Origin of the sequence: Streptomyces roseochromogenus subsp. oscitans DS 12.976, assembly GCF_000497445.1 — a bacterium.
In the GTDB taxonomy this organism is placed as follows: Bacteria; Actinomycetota; Actinomycetes; order Streptomycetales; family Streptomycetaceae; genus Streptomyces; species Streptomyces oscitans.
Map to the genome: position 1 here is coordinate 9,612,605 of NZ_CM002285.1, position 18,936 is coordinate 9,631,540.

An 18,936-nucleotide genomic window follows, 5' to 3' on the forward strand; every position below is an offset into this window, starting at 1 on the left:
CGCCGAGCGCGAGACGGCTGTTGGGTGGTGAACAGAACCATTGCCGACCCGGCACCACTACGTCGGGCGAAGCTCGTCGTTGTGTCGAGACCCCGCTGACGCCCAGGAGCAGGCCCACGGGGAGACGTCCGGCAGCTGCTGGAAGGTTTCCCCGCTCAGGAGCGCGAGGGACCCCAGTCGCCACCTCCGACGCACAGCCCCGCCAACTCAAGCGCTCATCCGCCAACCGCAACGCTCAGTCACACCGAGGTTCAAAGATGGGTTCTGAGCACCTTGCCCGGCCGGTCAGGTTGCCGGCAGGGCTGGGCGTAGGCGTGTGCTGAGCTGCTGCGGTCCCGTCGTGTTTGGCGGCAAGCCGTATCGCGAGAGTGAGGAGGGCAGGTGCAGGCGGAAGCAACAGGGCGGTCGCGAGCCACCGCTCCGGGCGAGGCACCTGTCATGGACGGGTCGCGTGACGCGAAGCGTGCCGTTGCCATCCTCGATGCGACGCTGCGTCTGCTGACCGGGGTCGGCTACGGCCAGCTGCCCATCGAGGCGATCGCGGCCCGCGCCAGGGTGGGCAAGACGACGGTCCGCCGCCGCTACCGTGACAAGGCCGCGCTGGTGGCCGCGGCGATCGACCCTCGAGCGAGCGGTACTTTGCCAACCATCCGGTCATGCGATCTCCGAGAGAATCTGCTGGCAACCGTGCAGTGGCTGGCGCAGGAGATCGCCGAGCAGGAAGTCGGGCTGCTCGGCGCACTGTTCGCCGGCATGCGCAGCGCCCCGAAGCTCGCCGCGACAATACGGCGCATTCTGCGGCGCGATGAGGCGGAGATGACCGACCAGCGCTGCGCAAGGCGGTCGAGCACGGCGAACACCTGACGCCGCACGCCGCCGAACTGTTCGCCGAGGTCGCCCCGGCCATCATCGCGCACCGGATCGTCGTCACCGGCGAGACATGCGGCCCACGCTTCCTCGAGCCCCTCGTCGACGACATTCTCCTGTCGCTGCTGCACAGCCGCTGAAGCCAACCGGTTCGCCCGGGAGTAGCCGCGCCGCGGTGTCCCACTCGTCCGCGCCAGAACGCCATGCGTTGGCCAATGGGACGACGTCGATCTGGCGGGCGGAGGTGAAGACCTTGCCGTCGTAGGGGCGGATCCACGTGCCGGAGAGGGCGCGGCACTGCTGGTCCTGGACGACGTCCTTGCGGGTGCGCGGCGCATGTGTCGCGGAGCCGGGTTCGGCAGGGGCGGAAGGGGTCACGTGTTGTTGTAGCGGGCAGTGCCCCTGTGCCACTCGCGGTTGCCGCCGAGCCATGACCACACTCCCGTGAGGAAGCGGCGCAGCTCGGGGGAGCCGGTGAGGGCCAGGGCGGTGGCTTCCGCTTCGAAGGTGTGTACCAGTTCGTTGTGGATCTCCACGCTCCGTTTGACTGCTTCGGGTGGGGAACACTGCTCGTGCGCGGCGATCACGACAGGCAGGTTGAACTCCACGCCCTGGTCGTGGTCTTCCTTGCCCATCGAGTACAGGTCGTTGACGAGCGTGCTGGCGTTGGCCGCCATCGTCACGGCGCGTCGCACTCGCGGGTCGGCGTACTCGGCTTCGGTGAGCCGATATCTTCCCACGACGTCGATCAGCGCGAGGCAGGGCAGGAAGCTGTTGAACTGCCGGTGCGCCAGGTACTCCCAGACGGCTGGCATGCGTTCCTGGACGCGCCAGGTGCCCTCGTGGGTGTAGGCCACGAACAAGGCGGCGACCTCCTGGCGCAGCCTCGCCACCCGGGGATGGTCCGCGATCTCGGCCAGGTGCTCGAAGGCGGAGCGGAGCGCGACCCGGACGGGGTCGTTGCGCAGGACCTTCTCCTGTTCGGGCAGGTAGCGGAGCGGGGGGTGAGCGGGGTCGAAGGTTGTGTAGGCGATCCCGAGGTGCGCACCGAGGGGTTCCGGCGCGGCCCCGTCGTCGCAGTAGTAATCGTCCGTGGCCCACTCTGCCAAGGCGCACTTCGCGGCCACCAGTAGCCGGTCCGGGTCGTCGCTGTCGGGGTGGGCCAGCATCATCATGCGCCCGATGTTCACCGCGCGGATGCGGTCGGTCTGTCCCGCGTAGAGCCCGATTTCCTCGGCCCACTGGACGAGGCGGTCGTTAACGTGTTCGCCGAGTTCCGGGTCGTCGCGGACCGGTGGCGGACAGTACAGCTCGGGGAGGTCGCTATCGGGCGAGCCGGACGGCTCCGTCGGGGAGGTGCCATGGGCTGCTCGGGCGGGTGCGATGCGAGCGGCGGAGGTGCCCAGCCCGGTCGGTCCGCTCAGCGCTGGGTGGGCTGCGAAGAGTCTGCCGGTGCCGGGCAGCGCACCTGGGGCAGCGGCGCGGACGCCATGGCGGTGGGAGAGCAGCGTGGCCACGAGCCTGGCCACATCGGGGTCTGCTGTGCGCGCGGTCATCCGGGAAAGCAGTGACACCGGTCCTCGTCTCCGTTCTCTGGGTGATGCTGAGTGTCGTGACCAGCGCTGGATACAGCCGGTGTCAGGACGACCTGCGGTAGACCTCGACGTTGTCCAGCTTCAGGACACCCGGCGCGTCGGGGACGAGAACGGCCGCCGAGTAGTAGGTGCTGACCAGGTAGGAGATGACCGCCTGGTCATTGATGCCCATGAACCCGTACGTTCAGGCCGGGCTCGTGCTGGTCGGGGACGCCGGTGTGACGCAGACCCGACTGCTTCTGTCCACCCGTCTGCGCGGGCTGTTCAGGAAGCTGCGGGGCTGCTGTGGCCGTCATCGCTCATCCTCTCCGTCAGTGCGCCCACGGGGTGAAGGAGCCTCAGGAACGGACCGGCCGGCCGCTTGGAACCCGCTACGCAAGGTGAAACGTGAAACAACACAATTGCTTTGTGCAGTGAACGTGTGGTGCTCGGCTTATGAGTTGGGAGTGCCTCGTGCCTGGGCAAAGTAGCGTAGCCGTAACGATTCATCGATTTTTTGGTATCTACTTTCATGCGATCAGGGGGGCTTGTGCCCTTTAAACCGCACAGCAGGAAGTTCAGGGGCACAACGGTGCGACCGAGGAGCGGATGACCTCGCTGGCCAGTCGGCCGACGGTAGTTGAAGCCCTCACACCGCCGATGTGGACAGCACCATCCAGGTCCTGACCGGCGTCAACGGATCCGCCACGGACGAGCCCTTCCACATCATCCCCTGATCCGTTGCCCCTGACTCGCCGCGGTGCGACAAGCCGCCGGACCGGTCATGGCCCGGCAGGGTCGGCGAAGTGCAGGGGGGTGAACGGCAGGGCGCGGGTCAGGCTGGACCCGCTACGCGGGAAGCGTTCACGTGGCAGTGGTCAAGGAGGTAGCGGGGCGGGCGGGGACGCGGTTGCTGGCGATATCGGCGGCGAGCCTGTCGGTCACACGGCCCTGCGCGCCCTGCGGCGGATCCCGTTGCCCACCGGGCGGGTGCCCCGTGTGATCGGTGTAGACGACTTCGCTCTGCCCTTGCTTATCTTGAGTTGATCATTTGAGTAGGGCTGTGACCTGCGTCGTCTCGTCGGGGACAGTGTCGTCGACGAGACGACGAGGCGGTTGTGGAACCGTGTCAGCAGGGTCCGATCGTGATCGAAGAGTGTCGTGGGACGGCGGCGCCTTCGTCTGCGACAGGTAGGCCGGCCGCGCGGAGTTGGCCGAGTGCCCGGGCGAATTGACGGCAGAGTCGTTGGTTGTCGTTGGTGAGATCGCGGTTGCGGGCGAGGGCGATTTCGAGGCGTCGAGTGAGGGAGGCTTCCGTTCCTCGTTGGCGTGCGGGTGTTGTCGGTGGCAGGGCTCGGCGGTTGAGCGACCGGAGTCGTTCGATCTCGGCTCGGATATCGCGCTGGGTGTAGAGCCAGGAACGGGAGACGCCCGCATGGCCGGCGACGATTTCGAAGGTCACCGGGGTGCCTGCGGTGTCGAGTTCGCGCAGGGTCTTGATGGTCTTGGCGCGGGTGAGCTCGTGGCGTCGCTGGGCCGAGGTCACGAGGTGTGCGCTGTTGTCAGCCCGCATCGGCCGTCTCCGTGTCTTCGTCCTGATCGAGGGCGGTGATGATGCGGTCGAGGTTGTCCAGGACCTGTTGGTTCATCTGGACGAGCCGCTCTTGTCCGCGGGCCTCGGCGGCGGAGATGATCTGCAGGACTTCCTGGCGCTGCTGGCGGTGCTGGGCAAGAAGTCCCGCGTGGTGACGAACATCGGGCAGGTCAGGCAGGCTTCTCTGAACTACCGGGGCGTCCCGTGATCGGGTGACGGGACGACCAGTCTCGGAAGGGGCCGGTATGGGGCCGGAGAACGGCTGCGAACAGCACGGGTGTTAGTTTCCTTCCCGTGTTGAAACACCAGGACGAGACCAGGGCGGCCTACGACGGGGTCGTCGAGCTGTATGCGTCGATGTTCGCTAATCGGTTGGAGACGCAGCCGTTCGCGCGGAACATGATCAGCACCTTCGCCGAGCTCGTGCGTGGCACGGGGAACCTGCGGGTGGCTGATGCTGGGTGTGGACCTGGTCATTTGACGGCCATGCTGCATGACTTGGGGTTGGACGCCTTTGGGCTCGACCTCTCCCCGGCTATGGTCGACCACGCTCGGCGGGCCCATCCGGCGTTGCGGTTCGGCGAAGCGCGAATGGAGGCCCTGCCGGTCGAGGACGGCGCGCTCGGTGGAGTGCTGGCCCACTACTCGATGATCCATACCCCACCTGGGGAATTGCCCGCGCTGCTCGCTGAGCAGGTGCGTGTCCTGGCACCAGGGGGCCTGCTCCTGGTGTCCTTCTTCGGGACCGAGGGGCCGGAGCCGGTCCGCTTCGACCACAAGGTGACGCCCGCCTATAGCTGGCCGGCGGACCGGTTCGCCGAGCTGCTGGCCGGGGCCGGACTCGTCACGTTCGCCCGGCTGCTCCACGACCCAGCGACCGAGCGGGGCTTTCTCGACACCCATCTGCTGGCCCGCCGCCCGTAGGGCGCGGGTCGTGGCCTGCGTCGGGGTCGTGTAGATCATCCGCATGGATGAGGCTCGCCTAACTTGAGGGTCCTCTTGCCGTACTGATTCGTGTCGCGATCTGGCTGAAGCGGGGCATGCCGAGATCGAGCACTTGGCGTTGACGGATTTGCTCTGCATCGAGCTGGGTGAGCTTCTCCTCTGCGCTGGCGAGGCTGACTTGGAGTCCTTCGATCTCACCGAGCCACCCGTCCTGTTCTGCTTCGGCGATTCGGGCGATCAGGTTGTCGCGGATGTCGGCAAGCCGTGACCGTTGGGCCGGGTCAGGTCGGAGGAGCGAGCATCTGACACAAGCTTCTCTGAACTATCGCTTGGTTCCCGCCGAATGGGCTGTCGAGCTCATCCATGCCGGTAGGCGCGGGCCTCACGACTTCAGCACATCTTCCCGATCTTCAATGCTCGCGCCCGCTCTCCACTGTTCTCCGGGCGGATGCGCTCGGCCAGGCAGTGCCGGTGGGAGATGATGGTGTGGCTTCCTGGACCGTCGCTGCTGCGCGAGTCCAGGACGAGGGCGTCTCCACCTGGGCCCAACGTGATCGGTTCACCACAGAAGTCGCATCTCCAGACCAGCGACTCCAGGTCAGCAGGTCGGATGGTGAGCCGCACTGATACCGGCGGATGCCAGCGGTGGATTTGCTCGATCACTGCTTCGATCTGTGAACCGATGGGTGGAAAGAGCGCGAGTAGTTCGTCGTGGCTGCTCGTGGTCTGGGAGAACTGCTGGATCATGTCGATAGAGGCCGACAGACCAGCGTTCTCGTAACCAACGATTCCAACGAGCACACCCCATGGGTGATGGCTGAGGACCCTGGCCTGCACCTTCTGGCCAGGCATGAGCGCCAGACTCTCCGTCTCGAATCTTTCCATGAACCGCTTCCCCATCCCTTAGCCCAGCAGGCCGCGCCTGGTGGCGCTCATGCGCGCGTGTCGTCGACGTTGGAGCCGATCTCCGCGCTCAGGGCTTGCAAAGCGTCATCGTATTGGTGACGGTCGAACTGGAACGGGCCGAATGCCACATAGTCGCGGGCCTTGCGGTGCGGTTGCTCAAAGGCGTCCCAGGTCACGAAGTCGGCCGTCGCGGTGATGCGGGCCATGAGGGGCCAGCATCCCCACTCGCCGCATTCACAACCGAGAACGGGTGTCTTCGGCCCCATCGTGTTGGTGGACCGTCCGAGGAAGTGATCCTGCATCGGGCCGAACCGGAAGAACTCCGGGATCAGACCGCCGTAGGCGTCGCCTGCGGGCTGCATCCCGGCGGCGATCTCGAACCCGTCGACCAGCTCGGTGAGTGGTGTTCCGTCGATGCGGGGGACGATCACGAGCGGGCCGCCGTCGCCACGGTGCTGGCAGTCGAACCGGATGTCATTGCTGGTCATCCAGTGATTGTGTCAGCGAAGCCGTTCCCTCCGCCTGGGTGGGTTGAGCTGCGGCTATGCGCGGCATGCCGAGGTCGATCGCCGTACCGCCGGAAGCTCGTCGGCCCATCTGAGCAAGTTTGTCTTCGGCTCCAGCCAGGCTGACCCGGAGCCCTTCGACCTCCCCGAGCCAGCCCTCGCGCTCGGCCTCGGCGATGCGGGCGACGAGGTTGTCGCGGATCTCCTCCAACCGGCCGCGCTGGGCCGGGTCCGGCCGGAGAAGCGAGCAACGAACGCAAGCGTGTTCATGAACACAAGGGCTTGAAAAAGCGCGACCGCAGGTGCCGATGGAGACCTTGCGCTTCTCGAAGTGCGCGAGGAAAGCGTCCCATTCCTCCTCGGTCGGCGTCCGATACTCTTCGCTGGGCCGACTGGCCCGGCGACGGGCGATGAAGGCGCGGTGGGCCTCGATGGTCTCAGCCGGGTAGATCGCCTTGTAGCCCATCGTCGTATCAAGACTCCGATGCCCGCAGAGCACTTGCGCGATGTGCGGTGGCAGACCGTTCATGATGGCGTCCGTCACGAAGATCCTGCGGAAGTCGTGCGGGGAGAAGACGAGCAGTTCTCCGCCGGCATCGGTCAGGCCCGTGGCGGCCAGCGCGTTGATCAGAAGCTTGCGGAGCGCGGTCGGAGTGAAAGCGCGGTGCTCGGTGCCGATATCGCGCGGGAACAGCAGCGGCATCGGCGGGTTCCAGACCCGCTCGTGGACATCGTAGGAAGTTACCAGCGGGATCGCACGGCTGCCTCCTCGCAGGCGGCGGACAATGGTGGAAAGGACGTCCGCCAGTTCTGGGCTGACCAGCAGGAGCCGTTCGCTGTCGGTCTTGGACGGGGCGACCTGCGGCAGGGGCACGACTTCGCCGGTGCTCGGGAGCCGGTATTCGGTGACGCTGTGGTGGGTCAGCTCCAGGAGTTCCTCATTGCGGATGCCGGTCAGGCGTAGGACCTCGATCGCGGCGAAGGCCCAGAAGGCTTCAGTCTCCTCGTAGGTGAGATTCCGCCGCCGTCCGGTCGAGGTCTCCTCGGCCCAGGTCATGTGCCCGGCGGCCTTGGGCGCGACGGCTCTGCGCAAGGCTCCGGCGGTGTCGGGGATCAGGTCCCCGGGCCGGGTGTGCTCGGCGGCGGCAAGTAGTTCGGCTGCGGCGCGTCGCCTGCGGTCGACGGTGTCGGTCAGCACCGGAAGGACGGGAAGCCGGTCGCGGGTGCGCTGGTCCATCCGGGCCTTGCGGTGTTTGCGGTCTTTGGCCTTGCTGATCTCGTCGTCGCTGATCGGGCAGGGCACCACCCACGGTGCCCAGCGGGCCGGCTCTTCCGCCGCCCAGTGGGCGATGTCAAGATAGAGGGCGCGGACGCGGATGAGCTCGTCTTTGGCGTTCAGCCTGGGGCTGGCGACCTCAATGGCGGTGCCGTCCGGACCGATCGTGGTGCGTTTCTTGGTGGCGATGTCTGCCTTCCAGGCGCGAGCCAGTGCCGGTGGCAGCCGCAGGGAGTCGATGCCTGGTGAGAGCGCTTCGATCCGGGTCCAGAACAGCCCGGCCAGGGTTCGCGAGACCGCGTCCAGGCTGGTGTAGTCCAACGACGGCTGCCGTTCGCGCAGGTAGTCCACGATCAGGTCGCGGACCGGGCGGCACCGGATCGGATAGCGATCCACGAGTTCTTCGATGCTCAGCCGGCCGGCGGCAAGCCCGAACGCCCGGATTGTGGCCGGGGCGTCCTCAGGGAAGACTCCCAAGGCCCGCAGTCGAAGGTAGAAGTCGACTTTGCGCTGACCCCCGCGGACATGGACCTGGCGCAAGGTGTCGACCAGCTCCACGCAGTCGCCGACGGTGATGCTCGAGATCGACCCGCCCTTGCAGGCCAGAATCATGGCGATCCGGGTCGCCGCGATGGTGGCCTCGCCTCGGGCGCTGGCCGGCCCGGACTCGGCCAGCTGTGCCAGCTGTGCGAACCCCTCGGGGTCGCGGACCTCGGCCATGACGGGAGCAAGGTGCTTGTGGGTGCGGGTGAGCATCCAGGCCAGGTCGGGACGGATGACATCGCCGCAGGCCAGCATCAACAGCCCGGAGGTCAGGTCACCGCGCTCATACGACGGCGACAGCCCACTCTCGTGCAAGAAGCGCAGCGGGAGATCTGTCCAGTCCGCGCCGGGGATCTCCTCGGCGCGACTGGCCTTCCACCGCTGCTGCCAGGTATCCCCCGGGATGCTGGACAGCCAGCGCAGAAGCTTGGCGACCCCGCGCCGCCGCCCGGCCCTGCTGGCGTTCGCGGCAGCCAAGAAGGGTGGCGCCGTCAGCCGACGCAGCACCTCGTCCGCTGACTGCTCTGTCGCCGGCCACCATGCCTCCGCAGAGCGGGGCGGGAAGCGTTCCCGCAGCACGTTGTTACGCGCCCGGGCCTGTTCGACTGTTGCATTCGCGGTCTGCAGTTGGCGGCGCGTCGAGTGCTTCGTGGTGCTGGTCATGAAGACCGCCCGAACAGCACGTCCAAGGCTTCAGGGTCGTAGCCGGGCGCTGGAGGCGGAGACACCGGCTCGGCGAGCCGGTCTGCCCGCCGGGCGTGGTGGGCCAGCACCTCGGCCACGACCTCGTCCTGGCGCGGCGCGAGGTAGATCTCGGTCGTGGTCAGATGCGCGTGCCCGAGGACCCACTGCACGTCGGTCAGCGTCAGCGCCGGGTCGCGCACCATCCGGGCGGCGGCGCTGTGCCAAAGGTCGTGAAGGGTCCAGTCCGCGCCGAAGGTGGCGTTCACCCGCTCGAACATGCGGTGGGCCCCGTGGTAGGTCAGCGGGTGAAACGGACGCCGCACCGTCCACCACACTGGCTGTGTTCGGCCCCGTGGCACCAGCCCGTGTAGCTCCTGCTGGTAGAGCCGCAGCCACACGAACGCATCTGCGGAGGCCGGTACCTGCTGCCGGGCCCGGGAGCCCTTCCGCACAACGCTGATCAGCTGCTGCCCAGGGTCGACGTCGCACTGCCGGACGCGGATCAACTCTGAGGCCCGGACTCCGCTGGAGATCCAAAACGCGATCATCGCCCGGTCCCGGTTCGACCGCAGCGCCGCGAACAGCGAGTTGAACCACTCGTCCGGGATCGAGCGCGGAATCCGGCGCGGAGCCGTGGCCCGGTAGCGGCTGGTCCGCTCTGGCGCCCAGGCTTCCATCGGGTTGTGGTGTGCGTGCGCACGGCCGGAACGACGAGCCAGGTCCAGCGGGAACGGGTTGAGCAACGGCCCGGATCCGGCATCACGGTGAAGGTCGTAGAACTTGCGCAGCACCGTCTCGCTATGGGCGACGGTCGACGGGGCATAGCCGAGCCCAGGGCTCGTTTTCCCAGTCACCGGGTTCGGGGCGCCGACTGTACGGGCCGACCGCCGCCTGGCTGCGGTCGCTCGCGGCTTGAGCGCCAGCTGAATCCAACAGCTGAAATCCCGAGCATCCACGCGTGTCGCTCGATCCCACGGCACCTCGACCGCGTGCAGGAACCGCCACCACCGCAGCAGGTCCATGCCATACGAGCGGACGGTCGCCGCCGTCTTCCCGGCTGCGAGCAGTTCCTGGAAGAACACTGCGGCAGGCACCACGGCCGCGCCGTCGGCGTCGACGAGCCGGTAGGGCTCGTACCGGTCGCCGGTCTCCACCAGCCGACCCCACCGAGGAACGGTCAACCTCGACAGATTCCGCTCGGGCACACCATCGTTCATCACGACCGCAGACCGTACTGGGCGACGACCTCACCCGTGCCCTGAACTGCACAATCAATGTGGTCCGTTCAGTCAACGGGGCGTGCTCATGAATGCACGGGGTCCCGAAGGCGCGTGCGCAGGTGCCGATGGACACCTTTCGCTTCTCGAAGTGTGCGAGGAAGGCGTCCCACTCCTCTTCGGTCGGGGTCCGGTACTCCTCGCTGGGGCGGGTGGATCGCCGGCGGGCGATGAAGGCCCGGTGGGCCTCGATCGTTTCGGCGGGATAGACCGCCTTGTATCCGATCGTGGTGTCGATGCTCTTGTGCCCGCAGAACACCTGGGCGATGTGCGGAGGCAGGCCGTTCATGATGGTGTCGGTGACGAAGATCCGCCGGAAGTCGTGGGGTGAGAAGGTGAGTGCCTCGCCGTCGGCATTGGTCAGACCGGTGGCGGCCAGTGCGTTGATCAGCAGCTTCCGGAGCGCGGTCGGGGTGAAGGCACGGTGTTCGGAGCCGATGCCTCGTTGGAACAGCAGCGGCATCGGCGGGTTCCAGACCTTCTCGCGGACGTCGTAGGCGGCCACCAGCGGAATGGACCCGGTGGGACCGCGCAGTCGGTTGATGATGGCGCTGAGGACGTCGGCGAGTTCGGGACTGACCAGCAGAAGCCGCTCGGTGTCGGTCTTGGACGGAGCAATCTGCAGCAGTGGCACGACCTCGCCGGTGGACGGGAGCCGGTACTGGGTGATGCTGTGGTGCGTCAGCTCCAGGAGCTCCTCGTTGCGCACGCCGGTCAGGCGCAAGACCTCGATCGCGGAGAAGGCCCAGAATGCCTCCTCTTCTTCGTAGGTCAGGTTCCGCCGGCGTCTGCTGTACGTCTCCTCGGCCCAGGTGAGATGGCCTGCGGCCTTGGGGACGAGGGCTCTTCGCAGTGCAGGATCGGTGCCGGGGATGACGGCCCCGGGCTCGGTGTTCCGTGCCGCCTGGAGCAGGCCGGCGGCTGTGCGTCGCCGCCGGTCGGCAGTGCTGACCAGGATGGGCAGGACGGGCAGCCGCTCGCGGGTGCGCTGGTCCATCCGGGCTTTGCGCCGCTTGCGTTCCTTCGCCTTGTGGATCTCGTCTTCGCTGATCGGGCAAGGCACGGCCCAGGGCCCCCAGCGGGTCGGTTCCTCGGCAGCCCATTGCGCGATGTCCAGGTAGAAGGCGCGGACGCGCATGAGCTCGTCCTTGGCATTCAGGCGCGGGCTGGAGACCTCGACGCTCTTGCCGTCGGGTCCGGTGACCGTACGCTTCTTGACCTTCAAATCCTCTTTCCAAGCGCGGGCCACTGCCGGCGGCAGCCGTAGCGTGTCGATCCCCGGGGCCAGGGCTTCGATCCGGGCCCAGAACAGACCGGCGAGCGTGCGCGAGATCGCGTCCAGGCTGGCGAAGTCCAGCGACGGCTGACGCTCGCGCAGATAGTCGACCAGCAGGTTGCGTGCTGGTCGGCACTGGATCCGGTAGCGGTCCACCAGTTCCTCGACACTCAGCTGGCCCAGGGCGAGTCCGAAGGCTCGGATCGTGGCCGGGGCATCCTCGGGGAAGACCTTGAGGTCCCGCAGCCGCAGGTAGAAGTCGACCTTCTTCTGTCCGCCGCGGGCGTGCACCTGACGCTGGGTATCAATGAGTTCCACACAGTCGCCGACCGTGATGTCGTCGATCGTTCCGCCCTTGCAGGCCAGGATGGTGGCGATCCGTGTCGCGGCGATCTGGGCGTCCGTGCGCGAGCTGGCCGGTCCTGCCGCGGAGAGCTGGTGCAGGCGCGTGAACCCGTCCGGATCCCGGATCTCGGCCATCGCGGAGGCGAGATACCGGTGGGTGCGGGTGAGCATCCACGGCAGGCCGGGACGGATGACGTCTCCGCAGATGAGCATGAGCAGCCCGGAAGGCAGGTCCTCGCGGTCATGGGACGGTGAGGGCCCGTGCTCGCGCAGCCACTGCAACGGGATCTCCACCCAGGCGGCCCCGGGCCGGTCTTCCGCCCCGGAAGCCTTCCATCGCTCCTGCCAGGTATCCCCGGGCAGGCTGGACAGCCAGCGCAGCACTTTGGTCACCCCGCGGCGACGTCCGGCTCGGGTTCCGTTGGCCGCCGGGAGGAACGGCGGTGCCGTCAGCCGCCGCAGGGTCTCCTCCAGCGACTGTGTGGTGTGCAGCCACCGACAATCCGGTGGCCGGGGCGGAAACCGCTCCCGCAACTGGCCATTCCGCGCCTGGGCCTGCTCCGCGGTCGCGTTCGCGACCTTCAGCGGCGTGCGCGTGGAGTGCTTGACGAGGTTCATGACGAGCGTCCGAACAGCACGTCCAGCGACGCCTGGTCGTAACCTGGTGCTGGCGGTGGAGGCGTCGGCTGCACGTCCTCCCGGGCCCGGCGCGCGTGGTAGGCCAGCACGCCGGACACGACCTCGTCCTTGTGCGGCGTCAGATATACCTCCGTGGCGGACAGATGCGCGTGTCCGAGCACCCACTGCACGTCGGCCAGGGTCAGCTTCGGGTCGCGCACCATTCGGGCGGCCGCGCTGTGCCGCAGATCGTGCAGCGTCCAGTCCGCGCCAAGCGAGGCGTTCACTCGCTCGAACATCCGGTGGGCACCGTGGTAGGTCAGCGGCCGAATCGGGCGTCGCCGTGTCCACCACACCGGCTGCGTACGACCGTGTGGGACCTGCCCGTGCATCTCCTGCTGATACAGCCGCAGCCAGACGAACGCGTCCGCCGACGCCGGCACTTGTTGGACTGCCCGCGAGCCCTTGCGTATCACGCTGACCAGCTGCTGGCCGGGGTCGACGTCGCGCTGTCGGATGCCGAGCAGCTCCGAGGCCCGGGCCCCGATGGAGATCCAGAACGCGACCAGAGCCCGGTCGCGATGCGAGGGCAGGGCGGCGAACAGCTTGTTGAACCACTCCTCGGGAGTGGAGCGTGGGATCCGCCGCGGAAGGCTGGGCCGGTAGCGGCCCACGCGCTCGGGTTTCCACCCGTCCATCGGATTGTGGTGTGCGTGCGCGCGGCCCGAGCGGCGCGACAAGTCCAGCGGGAACGGGTTGAGCAAAGGCCCGGTGCCGGCGTCGCGGTGGATGTCATAGAAGCGTCGCAGCACCGTCTCGCTGTGCGCGACGGTAGTCGGGGCATAGCCGGGCCCGACCGTCGGCTTGCCGGTCACGGGGTTCGGGCCGGTTCCGCTCGGTACCCACCGGCGCTTCGCAGTGTTACACCTTCCGGGCTTGGCCGTCAGCTGAATCCAGCGACTGAAATCCCGGGCCTCGACCCGGCTCGCTCGGTCCCAGGAGATGTCCACGGCCTGAAGGAACCGCCACCACCGGAGCAGATCCATCCCGTAGGAGCGAACCGTCGACGGAGCCTTGCCAGCCGCCAGCAGTTCCTGGAAGTACACCGCGACCGGCTCCACGGTCGCACCATCGGCATCGAGGAGCCGATAGGGCTCGTACCGGTCGCCGGTCTCCACCAGCCGACCCCACCGAGGAACCGCCAACGCGGCCAGATCGCGCTCGGGCGCATCGTTCGTCACGACCGGTGACCGTAGCGACTACAGAGACCGTCTTCCCTCTGAACTGGGAAAATCCCAGTGTTCGTTCAGTCAATGGGGCGTCCGCTGCCCGATGCTCCGCCCGGATCCGACCCAGCGTCCCCGCCTTGTCGAGATCCGCGACAACCTCATCGCCCGGGTCGCCGAAGCGGAACGGGAGGGGTGGCTCGGGGAGGTCTAAGGACTCCGAGTCAGCCTGGCCGGCGCAGAGGAGAAGCTCAACCAACTGGACACGGAGGAGCGGCGAAGGTCGACCGTCGTGCACCTCGGCATGCGGACCTTCGGGCAGATCGCCACACGGACGAGCGAAGTCGCGACTCCATGACAGGGCAACAGGCTGCAGTTCTTAGTTCAGAGAAGCCGCCTGTGAGTGGATCACCACGGCCGTGGACACCGGCGAGGTCGACGTGGACGAGGAACTGGCGAAACTGCTGCGAGGCGAGTAGCCGTGTTCCGGTCCCAGCGCCGGGGCGATGCGGCACGCGAACACGCGGAAGTGATCTGGCGGGTGCTGATGCAGGCCCGTCCGGCCGGGCTCCACATGCCCCAGCTGATGCGGGCCACCGAACTCACCCGCGGCCAGGTGGGCTCGGGGCTGGCGATGATGCGCGACACCATCACGAAGAAGGGGTGGCCACCGGTGATCTACACCCGCGCGGACGGATACCAGTTCACCGCCGACCCGGACGACCTGGAGGCCTACGAGACGGCCCGGGTGCATGTGCTGCTCACCGAGGTCCGCCGCCTGATCACCGGCACCATCGCCCCGCACGCCGCCCTGGACCCGGACGACAAACGCCTGCGCCACATCGTCGCCCAGCTCAACTCCGTCGAGTCCACCCTCGACCTGATCGCCTGACAAAATGGGAGGCGGACGCAATGAGGCAGCGCCGCTACCCCTCTGACACCACCGATCTTGAGTGGTCTCTCATCGAACGGCTGCTGACGGTGCCGGCCTGCCAGACCCAGCGCGGCGGCCGCCCGGAGGCACATCCCCGGCGCGAGATCGTCGACGCCCTGCGCTATATCGTCGACACAGGATGCAAGTGGAGTGCCCTGCCGCAGGACTACCCGCCCTTCAAGACGGTGTTCGGGTTCCTCACTCGCTGGTCCGCGGCCGGGGTTTTCAACCTCATCCGCGACCAGCCGCGGCGCCGCATCCGGAAGAGCATGGGTACCTCCCCGCACCCGGTGGCTGTGGTGATCGACTCGCAGTCGGTCAAGGTCGCCGCCACCGTGCCGCGCTCCACATCCGGGTATGACGCGGGGAAGAAGATCCCGGGCAGGAAGCGCCATATCGTCGTGGACACCAAGGGCCTGCCGCTGTTCGTCATGGTCACCCCGGCCGATATGCACGACAGCGTCGCGGCCCGCGAAGCCCTGTTCCGGCTGCGGCTGATGCACCCCGAGATCACCATCGTCTGGGCCGACTCGGCCTACGCCGGCACGCTCGTCGACTGGGCCAAGTCCTTCCTCCACCTCACGCTCAAAACGGTGAGCAGACCCAAGGACGCGAAGCGGTTCGTGGTCCTGCCGCGCAGGTGGGTGGTGGAGAGGTCACTGGCATGGCTGCTCCACGCCCGACGGAACGCGCGGGACTACGAGACGCTGCCCCAGCACTCCGAGGCGATGCTCACCCTCGCGGCCATTACCCTGATGACCCGCCGGCTCACCCGGCAACCCATCCACCCCAATGCCGCGGCGCCACGCCCACAGGCCGCACTTCGAGCCGCTTGACCCCAGTCACCTCGCCCTGATGACGGGCGTTTCTCAGAGCCGATCCGCCCTGATCGCCTCGGGTGGGGCGTCCGGCTCCATCCGGACGCCCCACCCGAGGCCGCTGCATGTTGCAGGCGCTGCGGGTGCCGGCGAGGCGTCAGCCCCGGTAACCGTCCAGCACCTCGACGGCCGGGTTAAGGGTGTTCCATTCCAGGACCTTGGTGCCGTCCATGCGCTCCACGGTGTAGCGGTCTCCCCGGTACCAGAGGCACTCGGCGACCCTTACGCCGTCGGCCTGGTACTCCCGTTCGATCGTTTCCTCGGTGGAGTGCTCGTGCACCTCGCCGGTGTAGGTGGTGACTTTCAGCTCGCGGCTGTAGGTGGTGCTCAGGGAAGCGGAGAAGCCCTTGTAGGCGAACGACGCCTCAGCGGTCACCGAGATGCCGGTCGTCTCTTCTACCGTCTTGCCGGTGCTCGTTGTCAGGCCGACCGTGACCTTCTTCGTCTTCGTGACCTTGCTGGTGCCAGGGTGCTCGTAGAAGAACACCTTCTGCCAGTAGCCGTAGCGCTTGAGGATGTAGTACGGGCTGTTGTCGACCTGCCACTGGGGTGAGGAGTCCCCGATCGTGAAGAAGGGCACGGCCAGCTGGCCGATCAGCACCTCCGGTGTGGTGTCCCGCGGGGGCTCCGTAAAGCCTGCGAGCCGGATGACGTCGCCGATGTCGTTAGGGTCCCTGTCGATCGGCCTGAGGCCCGTGATCTGCGGGTACTCGTCCTCCACCTCCAGCGCCCAATACTGATGTTCACGCTTGCCCGGCTCACCGGGGGTGTACTGCTGCAGGTTGGTCGACGGCGACGTGCCCCAGCTCTGGGGTGTCAGTTCGAGACCGCTCTTCTTGTTGACGACGGTGTAGTAGCCGCTTGTCGCGGGCCTGAGCATCCACTTCTGTGAGGAGGCTACTGCGGGCGACTGGATGTCGTACTGCTGCACGCCCATCGACGGAGCCGTGCTGTTCTGGTGGACGTTGACGCAGAGGCCGGTCTTCTTGTTGACGATCATGACGTCGTCGTTGTCCAGCGGCATCACGTGCCAGACCTGCCGGATGCGGTTGCCATCGCTTTGCAGCGGATAGATCTGGAGCTGGGTCTCGCCTGAAGCCCAGTTCTTGGGTGTCACAACCAGGCCGTTGCTCACCTTGTTGCGGATCCGGTACGTCCTACCTGGCGTGAATGCCACGGTATTCCCCTCCTGCTGAGCCCGCACGAGGCTGTCTGCGGGCAACCGAGAAGTCACAGACTGCGCCTGTGATGCCGAACGTGCCCGCTCCAGCACTCGACCTGATGGGCCATCGCATCGGCGGTGGAAAGCTACCGCCGAACACTGACAGCGGTCGCCCGATTGCAAAGAGCGATGATTCTTCTCGCCACGCAACGCCTGTCTGGATATGCCCAAACCTGCTCACTGACCATGTTTGCGATACCTCGTCCGGCGCCTCAGAGACCCGCAAGGAGCCTCAGGTGGCTAGGCCGCAAACTTGCGACAGGACCGCATGCGCATTCGAACCCACGCCTCTCGGCCACAGGCTGGACCAGCGGAGAACTTGCCAACCTGCTCGGGACCCAAGCAGCCACCATCGGCCTGATACCTCGGTCAAGTGGGTCGGCCCCTACCTCGTCACCCCGAAGGGCTGCGAGGACACCCCATCCCGGGAAGGAACCATGCCGTCAGCGTCCTCCGACGCTGACGACACGGTCTTGCAGAAGGTTCAAAGACGGTTTCTACAGCACTTCCTCGCCCAGCAGGCACACCCCGAAGCCTGCCGCGCGCTCCGCCAGCTCCGTGTAGGCCATGGCGGCCGGCGCGGCGTCCCAGGTCACGAACGCGAGAGCGGAGATCGCCTCGCCACGCGTCATGCCCTCCTCCCACGGCTCGCCTGCAGCGGTGCACCGCTCTGCGAGTTCGGCATCGGACAGGCTCGAGGTCTCCCGGTCAACACCGGTCTGGACGTCGGCGACGCCCTCGCACCAGGCCCGGTGGCCCGCAGACAGCAAGTCGCGCAGCACGTCCGGGTCGCTCACGATCTGGGCCCGGGCTGTCAGATCGAGCAGCAGGGCGGTGGGGTTCATCTCCATGGCCATTTCCTCATCCACTGTAGGGGCGCCTGCCGCGCCGTGGGCTTCCCCCGGCGCGGCCGGTGGTCATCAGCTGTGAACGGTGCAGCCGTCGCACAGGGCGCGGCCGGCGCGGCGCGCCAGTTTGGGTTCCTTGCGGGGTTCCTTCTGCAGCGCCGCCCGTACCTGCATCTTGAGGGCGGTGAATTCCGGGCCGTCGTCCGGGCAGACGACGCCGGGGTCGGGAGCCCCGCACTGCTCGGCGTGCCGGATCAGGTCGGTGATGCGCCAGTCCGCGCGGAAGCTGTCGCCCCGCACCCGCTCGACCTCGGCGTACAGGTCGGCCAGCCGCGGCCTGCGGCCGACGGACAGCAGCAGGTCGCGCCGGGAGGCGAATCCGCAGAGCGCACAGGAACAGCGGGAGTTGCCCAGCCAGTCGCCGGTGCCGGGTACGGAATCGTACGTCCAGGAGTATGGCACCGGCGCGTCGGTGTGCCAGTCCTTGACGGCGGCGGTCGACCAGTCCTTGACAGGCAGCCACTCGTCCACGATCCGCGCTCCGTTGACCTGCACCGTACGGAAGGCCGGGCGCTTCTTGCGGTCAGGTCCCTCGTCGCTACGCAGGCCCATGACCTTCAGGATCCGTACCGGGCGGCCGAGCTCGCGCTTCAGGCGGCTGACGATCGGCGTCCAGGCGCTGGAGACCACGCTCTCCTTCGCGGCCTTGCGGCAGTACGGGCTGCCCATGCGGGGGAAACGCCCCTAGGCGGCAATCTCGGTCAGCAGGCTGTGCGGCATTCGAGTGCCGTCCGGACCCGGCATCGTGCGGGTGACCTCGACGTGCCGGTCGGCCGGTACACCGAAGGCGGCACTCTGCAGCGCGGCGAGCTCGGACACCCCAGGGTAGCGGATGCCGTCGAAGACCACGGGCGGCCACTCCAGCACTCCGAGGCTGGAGTGGTAGGAGATCACCCGGTCGTCGACGCCGGCGCTCCGGGCGGCTTCCATGAACACGGCCATCATGGCCGCGCTGTCCTTGCCGCCGGACAGTTGGGGTGCCAGGAGATCGTAGGAGGTCAGGTCGGGTGCGGCGGACAGGTGGTTGGCGGTACGAGAGGGCATGTCAGCTCCCGTGAGTCGATGAGTGGGCGGTGGGACTGGGTGCGCAGGACGGCGTGCGGTCCAAGGCGGACGGCTACGCCCAGATCGCTGCGGGCTCGGGGTCGGGCCGCTTGGGGTAGGGGCAGAGGGCGGGGAGGTGCGGGCGGTTGCCCGGCCGGCGTACACCGCGTTCGTCGCCGCGTAGATCGTCCCGACGTGCCCAGGCATGACCATGGCACCGGACGCGGTCCGCGCGGCACAGGGTCGGCGAACGAGACCACGCCGCGCACCCCGGCAGCGAGCAGGGCGTCGAAGCAGCGGGCGAGGAACCACG

Annotated in this window: 16 protein-coding genes and 6 pseudogenes; 8 read left to right on the plus strand and 14 right to left on the minus strand. The window is 67.6% G+C overall.

The features are described 5' to 3' along the window. The first annotated feature begins 438 nt into the window (after window positions 1-438). Entirely contained in the window at window positions 439-864 is a 426-nt protein-coding gene (locus tag M878_RS91185; RefSeq protein ID WP_023553959.1) for a TetR/AcrR family transcriptional regulator, read from the plus strand. A 377-nt stretch (window positions 865-1,241) separates the two neighbouring features. On the opposite strand, the gene M878_RS91190 is transcribed toward M878_RS91185, so the two are convergent. After that, window positions 1,242-2,441, minus strand: a complete 1,200-nt coding sequence (locus tag M878_RS91190) for a family 2 encapsulin nanocompartment cargo protein terpene cyclase (protein WP_031227368.1) — start codon at window positions 2,439-2,441, stop codon at window positions 1,242-1,244. Between the two features lie 64 nt (window positions 2,442-2,505). Then, window positions 2,506-2,716, minus strand: a pseudogene (locus tag M878_RS95815) (Crp/Fnr family transcriptional regulator); the annotation flags it as partial. Window positions 2,717-3,312: 596 nt separating this feature from the next. Here M878_RS95815 and M878_RS97115 point away from each other — a divergent pair. Further along, window positions 3,313-3,467: pseudogene (locus M878_RS97115) on the plus strand (ISL3 family transposase); the annotation flags it as partial. Window positions 3,468-3,570: 103 nt separating this feature from the next. Here M878_RS97115 and M878_RS91195 read toward each other — a convergent pair. Then, window positions 3,571-4,014: a DUF6262 family protein gene (locus M878_RS91195; RefSeq protein ID WP_023553962.1), complete on the minus strand. Its 444-nt coding sequence runs from the start codon at window positions 4,012-4,014 to the stop codon at window positions 3,571-3,573. On the opposite strand from M878_RS91195, the gene M878_RS98125 reads away from it, so the two are divergent. The 3 genes from M878_RS98125 (at window position 4,001) to M878_RS98130 (ending at window position 5,248) form a co-directional block, all read left to right on the plus strand. Further along, on the plus strand, window positions 4,001-4,243 hold the full coding sequence (locus tag M878_RS98125; RefSeq protein ID WP_158692914.1) for a hypothetical protein: 243 nt from the start codon (window positions 4,001-4,003) through the stop codon (window positions 4,241-4,243). The two genes, M878_RS91195 and M878_RS98125, sit on opposite strands and share 14 nt — an antisense overlap. A gap of 86 nt (window positions 4,244-4,329) precedes the next feature. After that, window positions 4,330-4,959 carry a class I SAM-dependent methyltransferase gene (locus M878_RS91200; RefSeq protein ID WP_023553964.1) on the plus strand — a complete coding sequence of 210 codons (630 nt, stop codon included), beginning with the start codon at window positions 4,330-4,332 and terminating at the stop codon, window positions 4,957-4,959. A gap of 139 nt (window positions 4,960-5,098) precedes the next feature. Further along, window positions 5,099-5,248, plus strand: coding sequence for a hypothetical protein (locus tag M878_RS98130; protein ID WP_158692916.1), 150 nt, complete (start codon window positions 5,099-5,101; stop codon window positions 5,246-5,248). A gap of 122 nt (window positions 5,249-5,370) precedes the next feature. Here M878_RS98130 and M878_RS91210 read toward each other — a convergent pair whose 3' ends face one another. The 7 genes and pseudogenes from M878_RS91210 to M878_RS91230 all read right to left on the minus strand — a co-directional run bounded on the left by M878_RS91210 (window position 5,371) and on the right by M878_RS91230 (window position 13,652). Next, window positions 5,371-5,865 (minus strand): hypothetical protein, encoded by a 495-nt coding sequence (locus tag M878_RS91210; RefSeq protein ID WP_031227369.1) that lies wholly within the window; start codon window positions 5,863-5,865, stop codon window positions 5,371-5,373. A 47-nt stretch (window positions 5,866-5,912) separates the two neighbouring features. Then, on the minus strand, window positions 5,913-6,374 hold the full coding sequence (locus M878_RS91215) for a hypothetical protein (protein WP_023553967.1): 462 nt from the start codon (window positions 6,372-6,374) through the stop codon (window positions 5,913-5,915). Then, entirely contained in the window at window positions 6,361-8,388 is a 2,028-nt protein-coding gene (locus M878_RS91220; protein ID WP_245238345.1) for a tyrosine-type recombinase/integrase, read from the minus strand. Before M878_RS91220 ends, M878_RS91215 begins: the two co-directional genes overlap by 14 nt. 482 nt (window positions 8,389-8,870) lie before the next feature. Next, a complete protein-coding gene (locus tag M878_RS50575; protein ID WP_023553969.1) occupies window positions 8,871-9,686 on the minus strand; it encodes a tyrosine-type recombinase/integrase in 816 nt (271 codons plus the stop codon). 147 nt (window positions 9,687-9,833) lie between these two features. Continuing rightward, window positions 9,834-10,112: pseudogene (locus M878_RS000000101620) on the minus strand (hypothetical protein); the annotation flags it as partial. 322 nt (window positions 10,113-10,434) lie between these two features. Beyond that, window positions 10,435-12,411: pseudogene (locus tag M878_RS000000101625) on the minus strand (site-specific integrase); the annotation flags it as partial. Next, window positions 12,408-13,652: a tyrosine-type recombinase/integrase gene (locus M878_RS91230; RefSeq protein ID WP_023553971.1), complete on the minus strand. Its 1,245-nt coding sequence runs from the start codon at window positions 13,650-13,652 to the stop codon at window positions 12,408-12,410. The gene M878_RS91230 and the pseudogene M878_RS000000101625, both read right to left, overlap by 4 nt. 389 nt (window positions 13,653-14,041) lie before the next feature. On the opposite strand from M878_RS91230, the pseudogene M878_RS000000100920 reads away from it, so the two are divergent. The 3 genes and pseudogenes from M878_RS000000100920 to M878_RS91245 all read left to right on the plus strand — a co-directional run. Further along, window positions 14,042-14,116: pseudogene (locus tag M878_RS000000100920) on the plus strand (DUF6192 family protein); the annotation flags it as partial. A 68-nt stretch (window positions 14,117-14,184) separates the two neighbouring features. Further along, window positions 14,185-14,529, plus strand: coding sequence for a cell division control 45 family protein (locus M878_RS91240; protein WP_245238459.1), 345 nt, complete (start codon window positions 14,185-14,187; stop codon window positions 14,527-14,529). Between the two features lie 20 nt (window positions 14,530-14,549). Further along, window positions 14,550-15,389 (plus strand): annotated as a pseudogene (locus M878_RS91245) (IS5 family transposase); the annotation flags it as partial. 157 nt (window positions 15,390-15,546) lie between these two features. Here M878_RS91245 and M878_RS91250 read toward each other — a convergent pair. The 4 genes from M878_RS91250 to M878_RS000000100925 form a co-directional block, all read right to left on the minus strand. Further along, the gene (locus tag M878_RS91250) at window positions 15,547-16,626 is read right to left on the minus strand and encodes an RICIN domain-containing protein (protein ID WP_023553975.1); all 1,080 of its coding nucleotides are present in this window, start codon (window positions 16,624-16,626) and stop codon (window positions 15,547-15,549) included. 542 nt (window positions 16,627-17,168) lie between these two features. Next, window positions 17,169-17,522 (minus strand): hypothetical protein, encoded by a 354-nt coding sequence (locus tag M878_RS91255; protein ID WP_023553976.1) that lies wholly within the window; start codon window positions 17,520-17,522, stop codon window positions 17,169-17,171. Window positions 17,523-17,591: 69 nt separating this feature from the next. Beyond that, on the minus strand, window positions 17,592-18,248 hold the full coding sequence (locus tag M878_RS91260) for a hypothetical protein (RefSeq protein ID WP_023553977.1): 657 nt from the start codon (window positions 18,246-18,248) through the stop codon (window positions 17,592-17,594). A 15-nt stretch (window positions 18,249-18,263) separates the two neighbouring features. Continuing rightward, a complete protein-coding gene (locus tag M878_RS000000100925) occupies window positions 18,264-18,623 on the minus strand; it encodes a hypothetical protein (protein WP_023553978.1) in 360 nt (119 codons plus the stop codon). Window positions 18,624-18,936 lie beyond the last annotated feature (313 nt).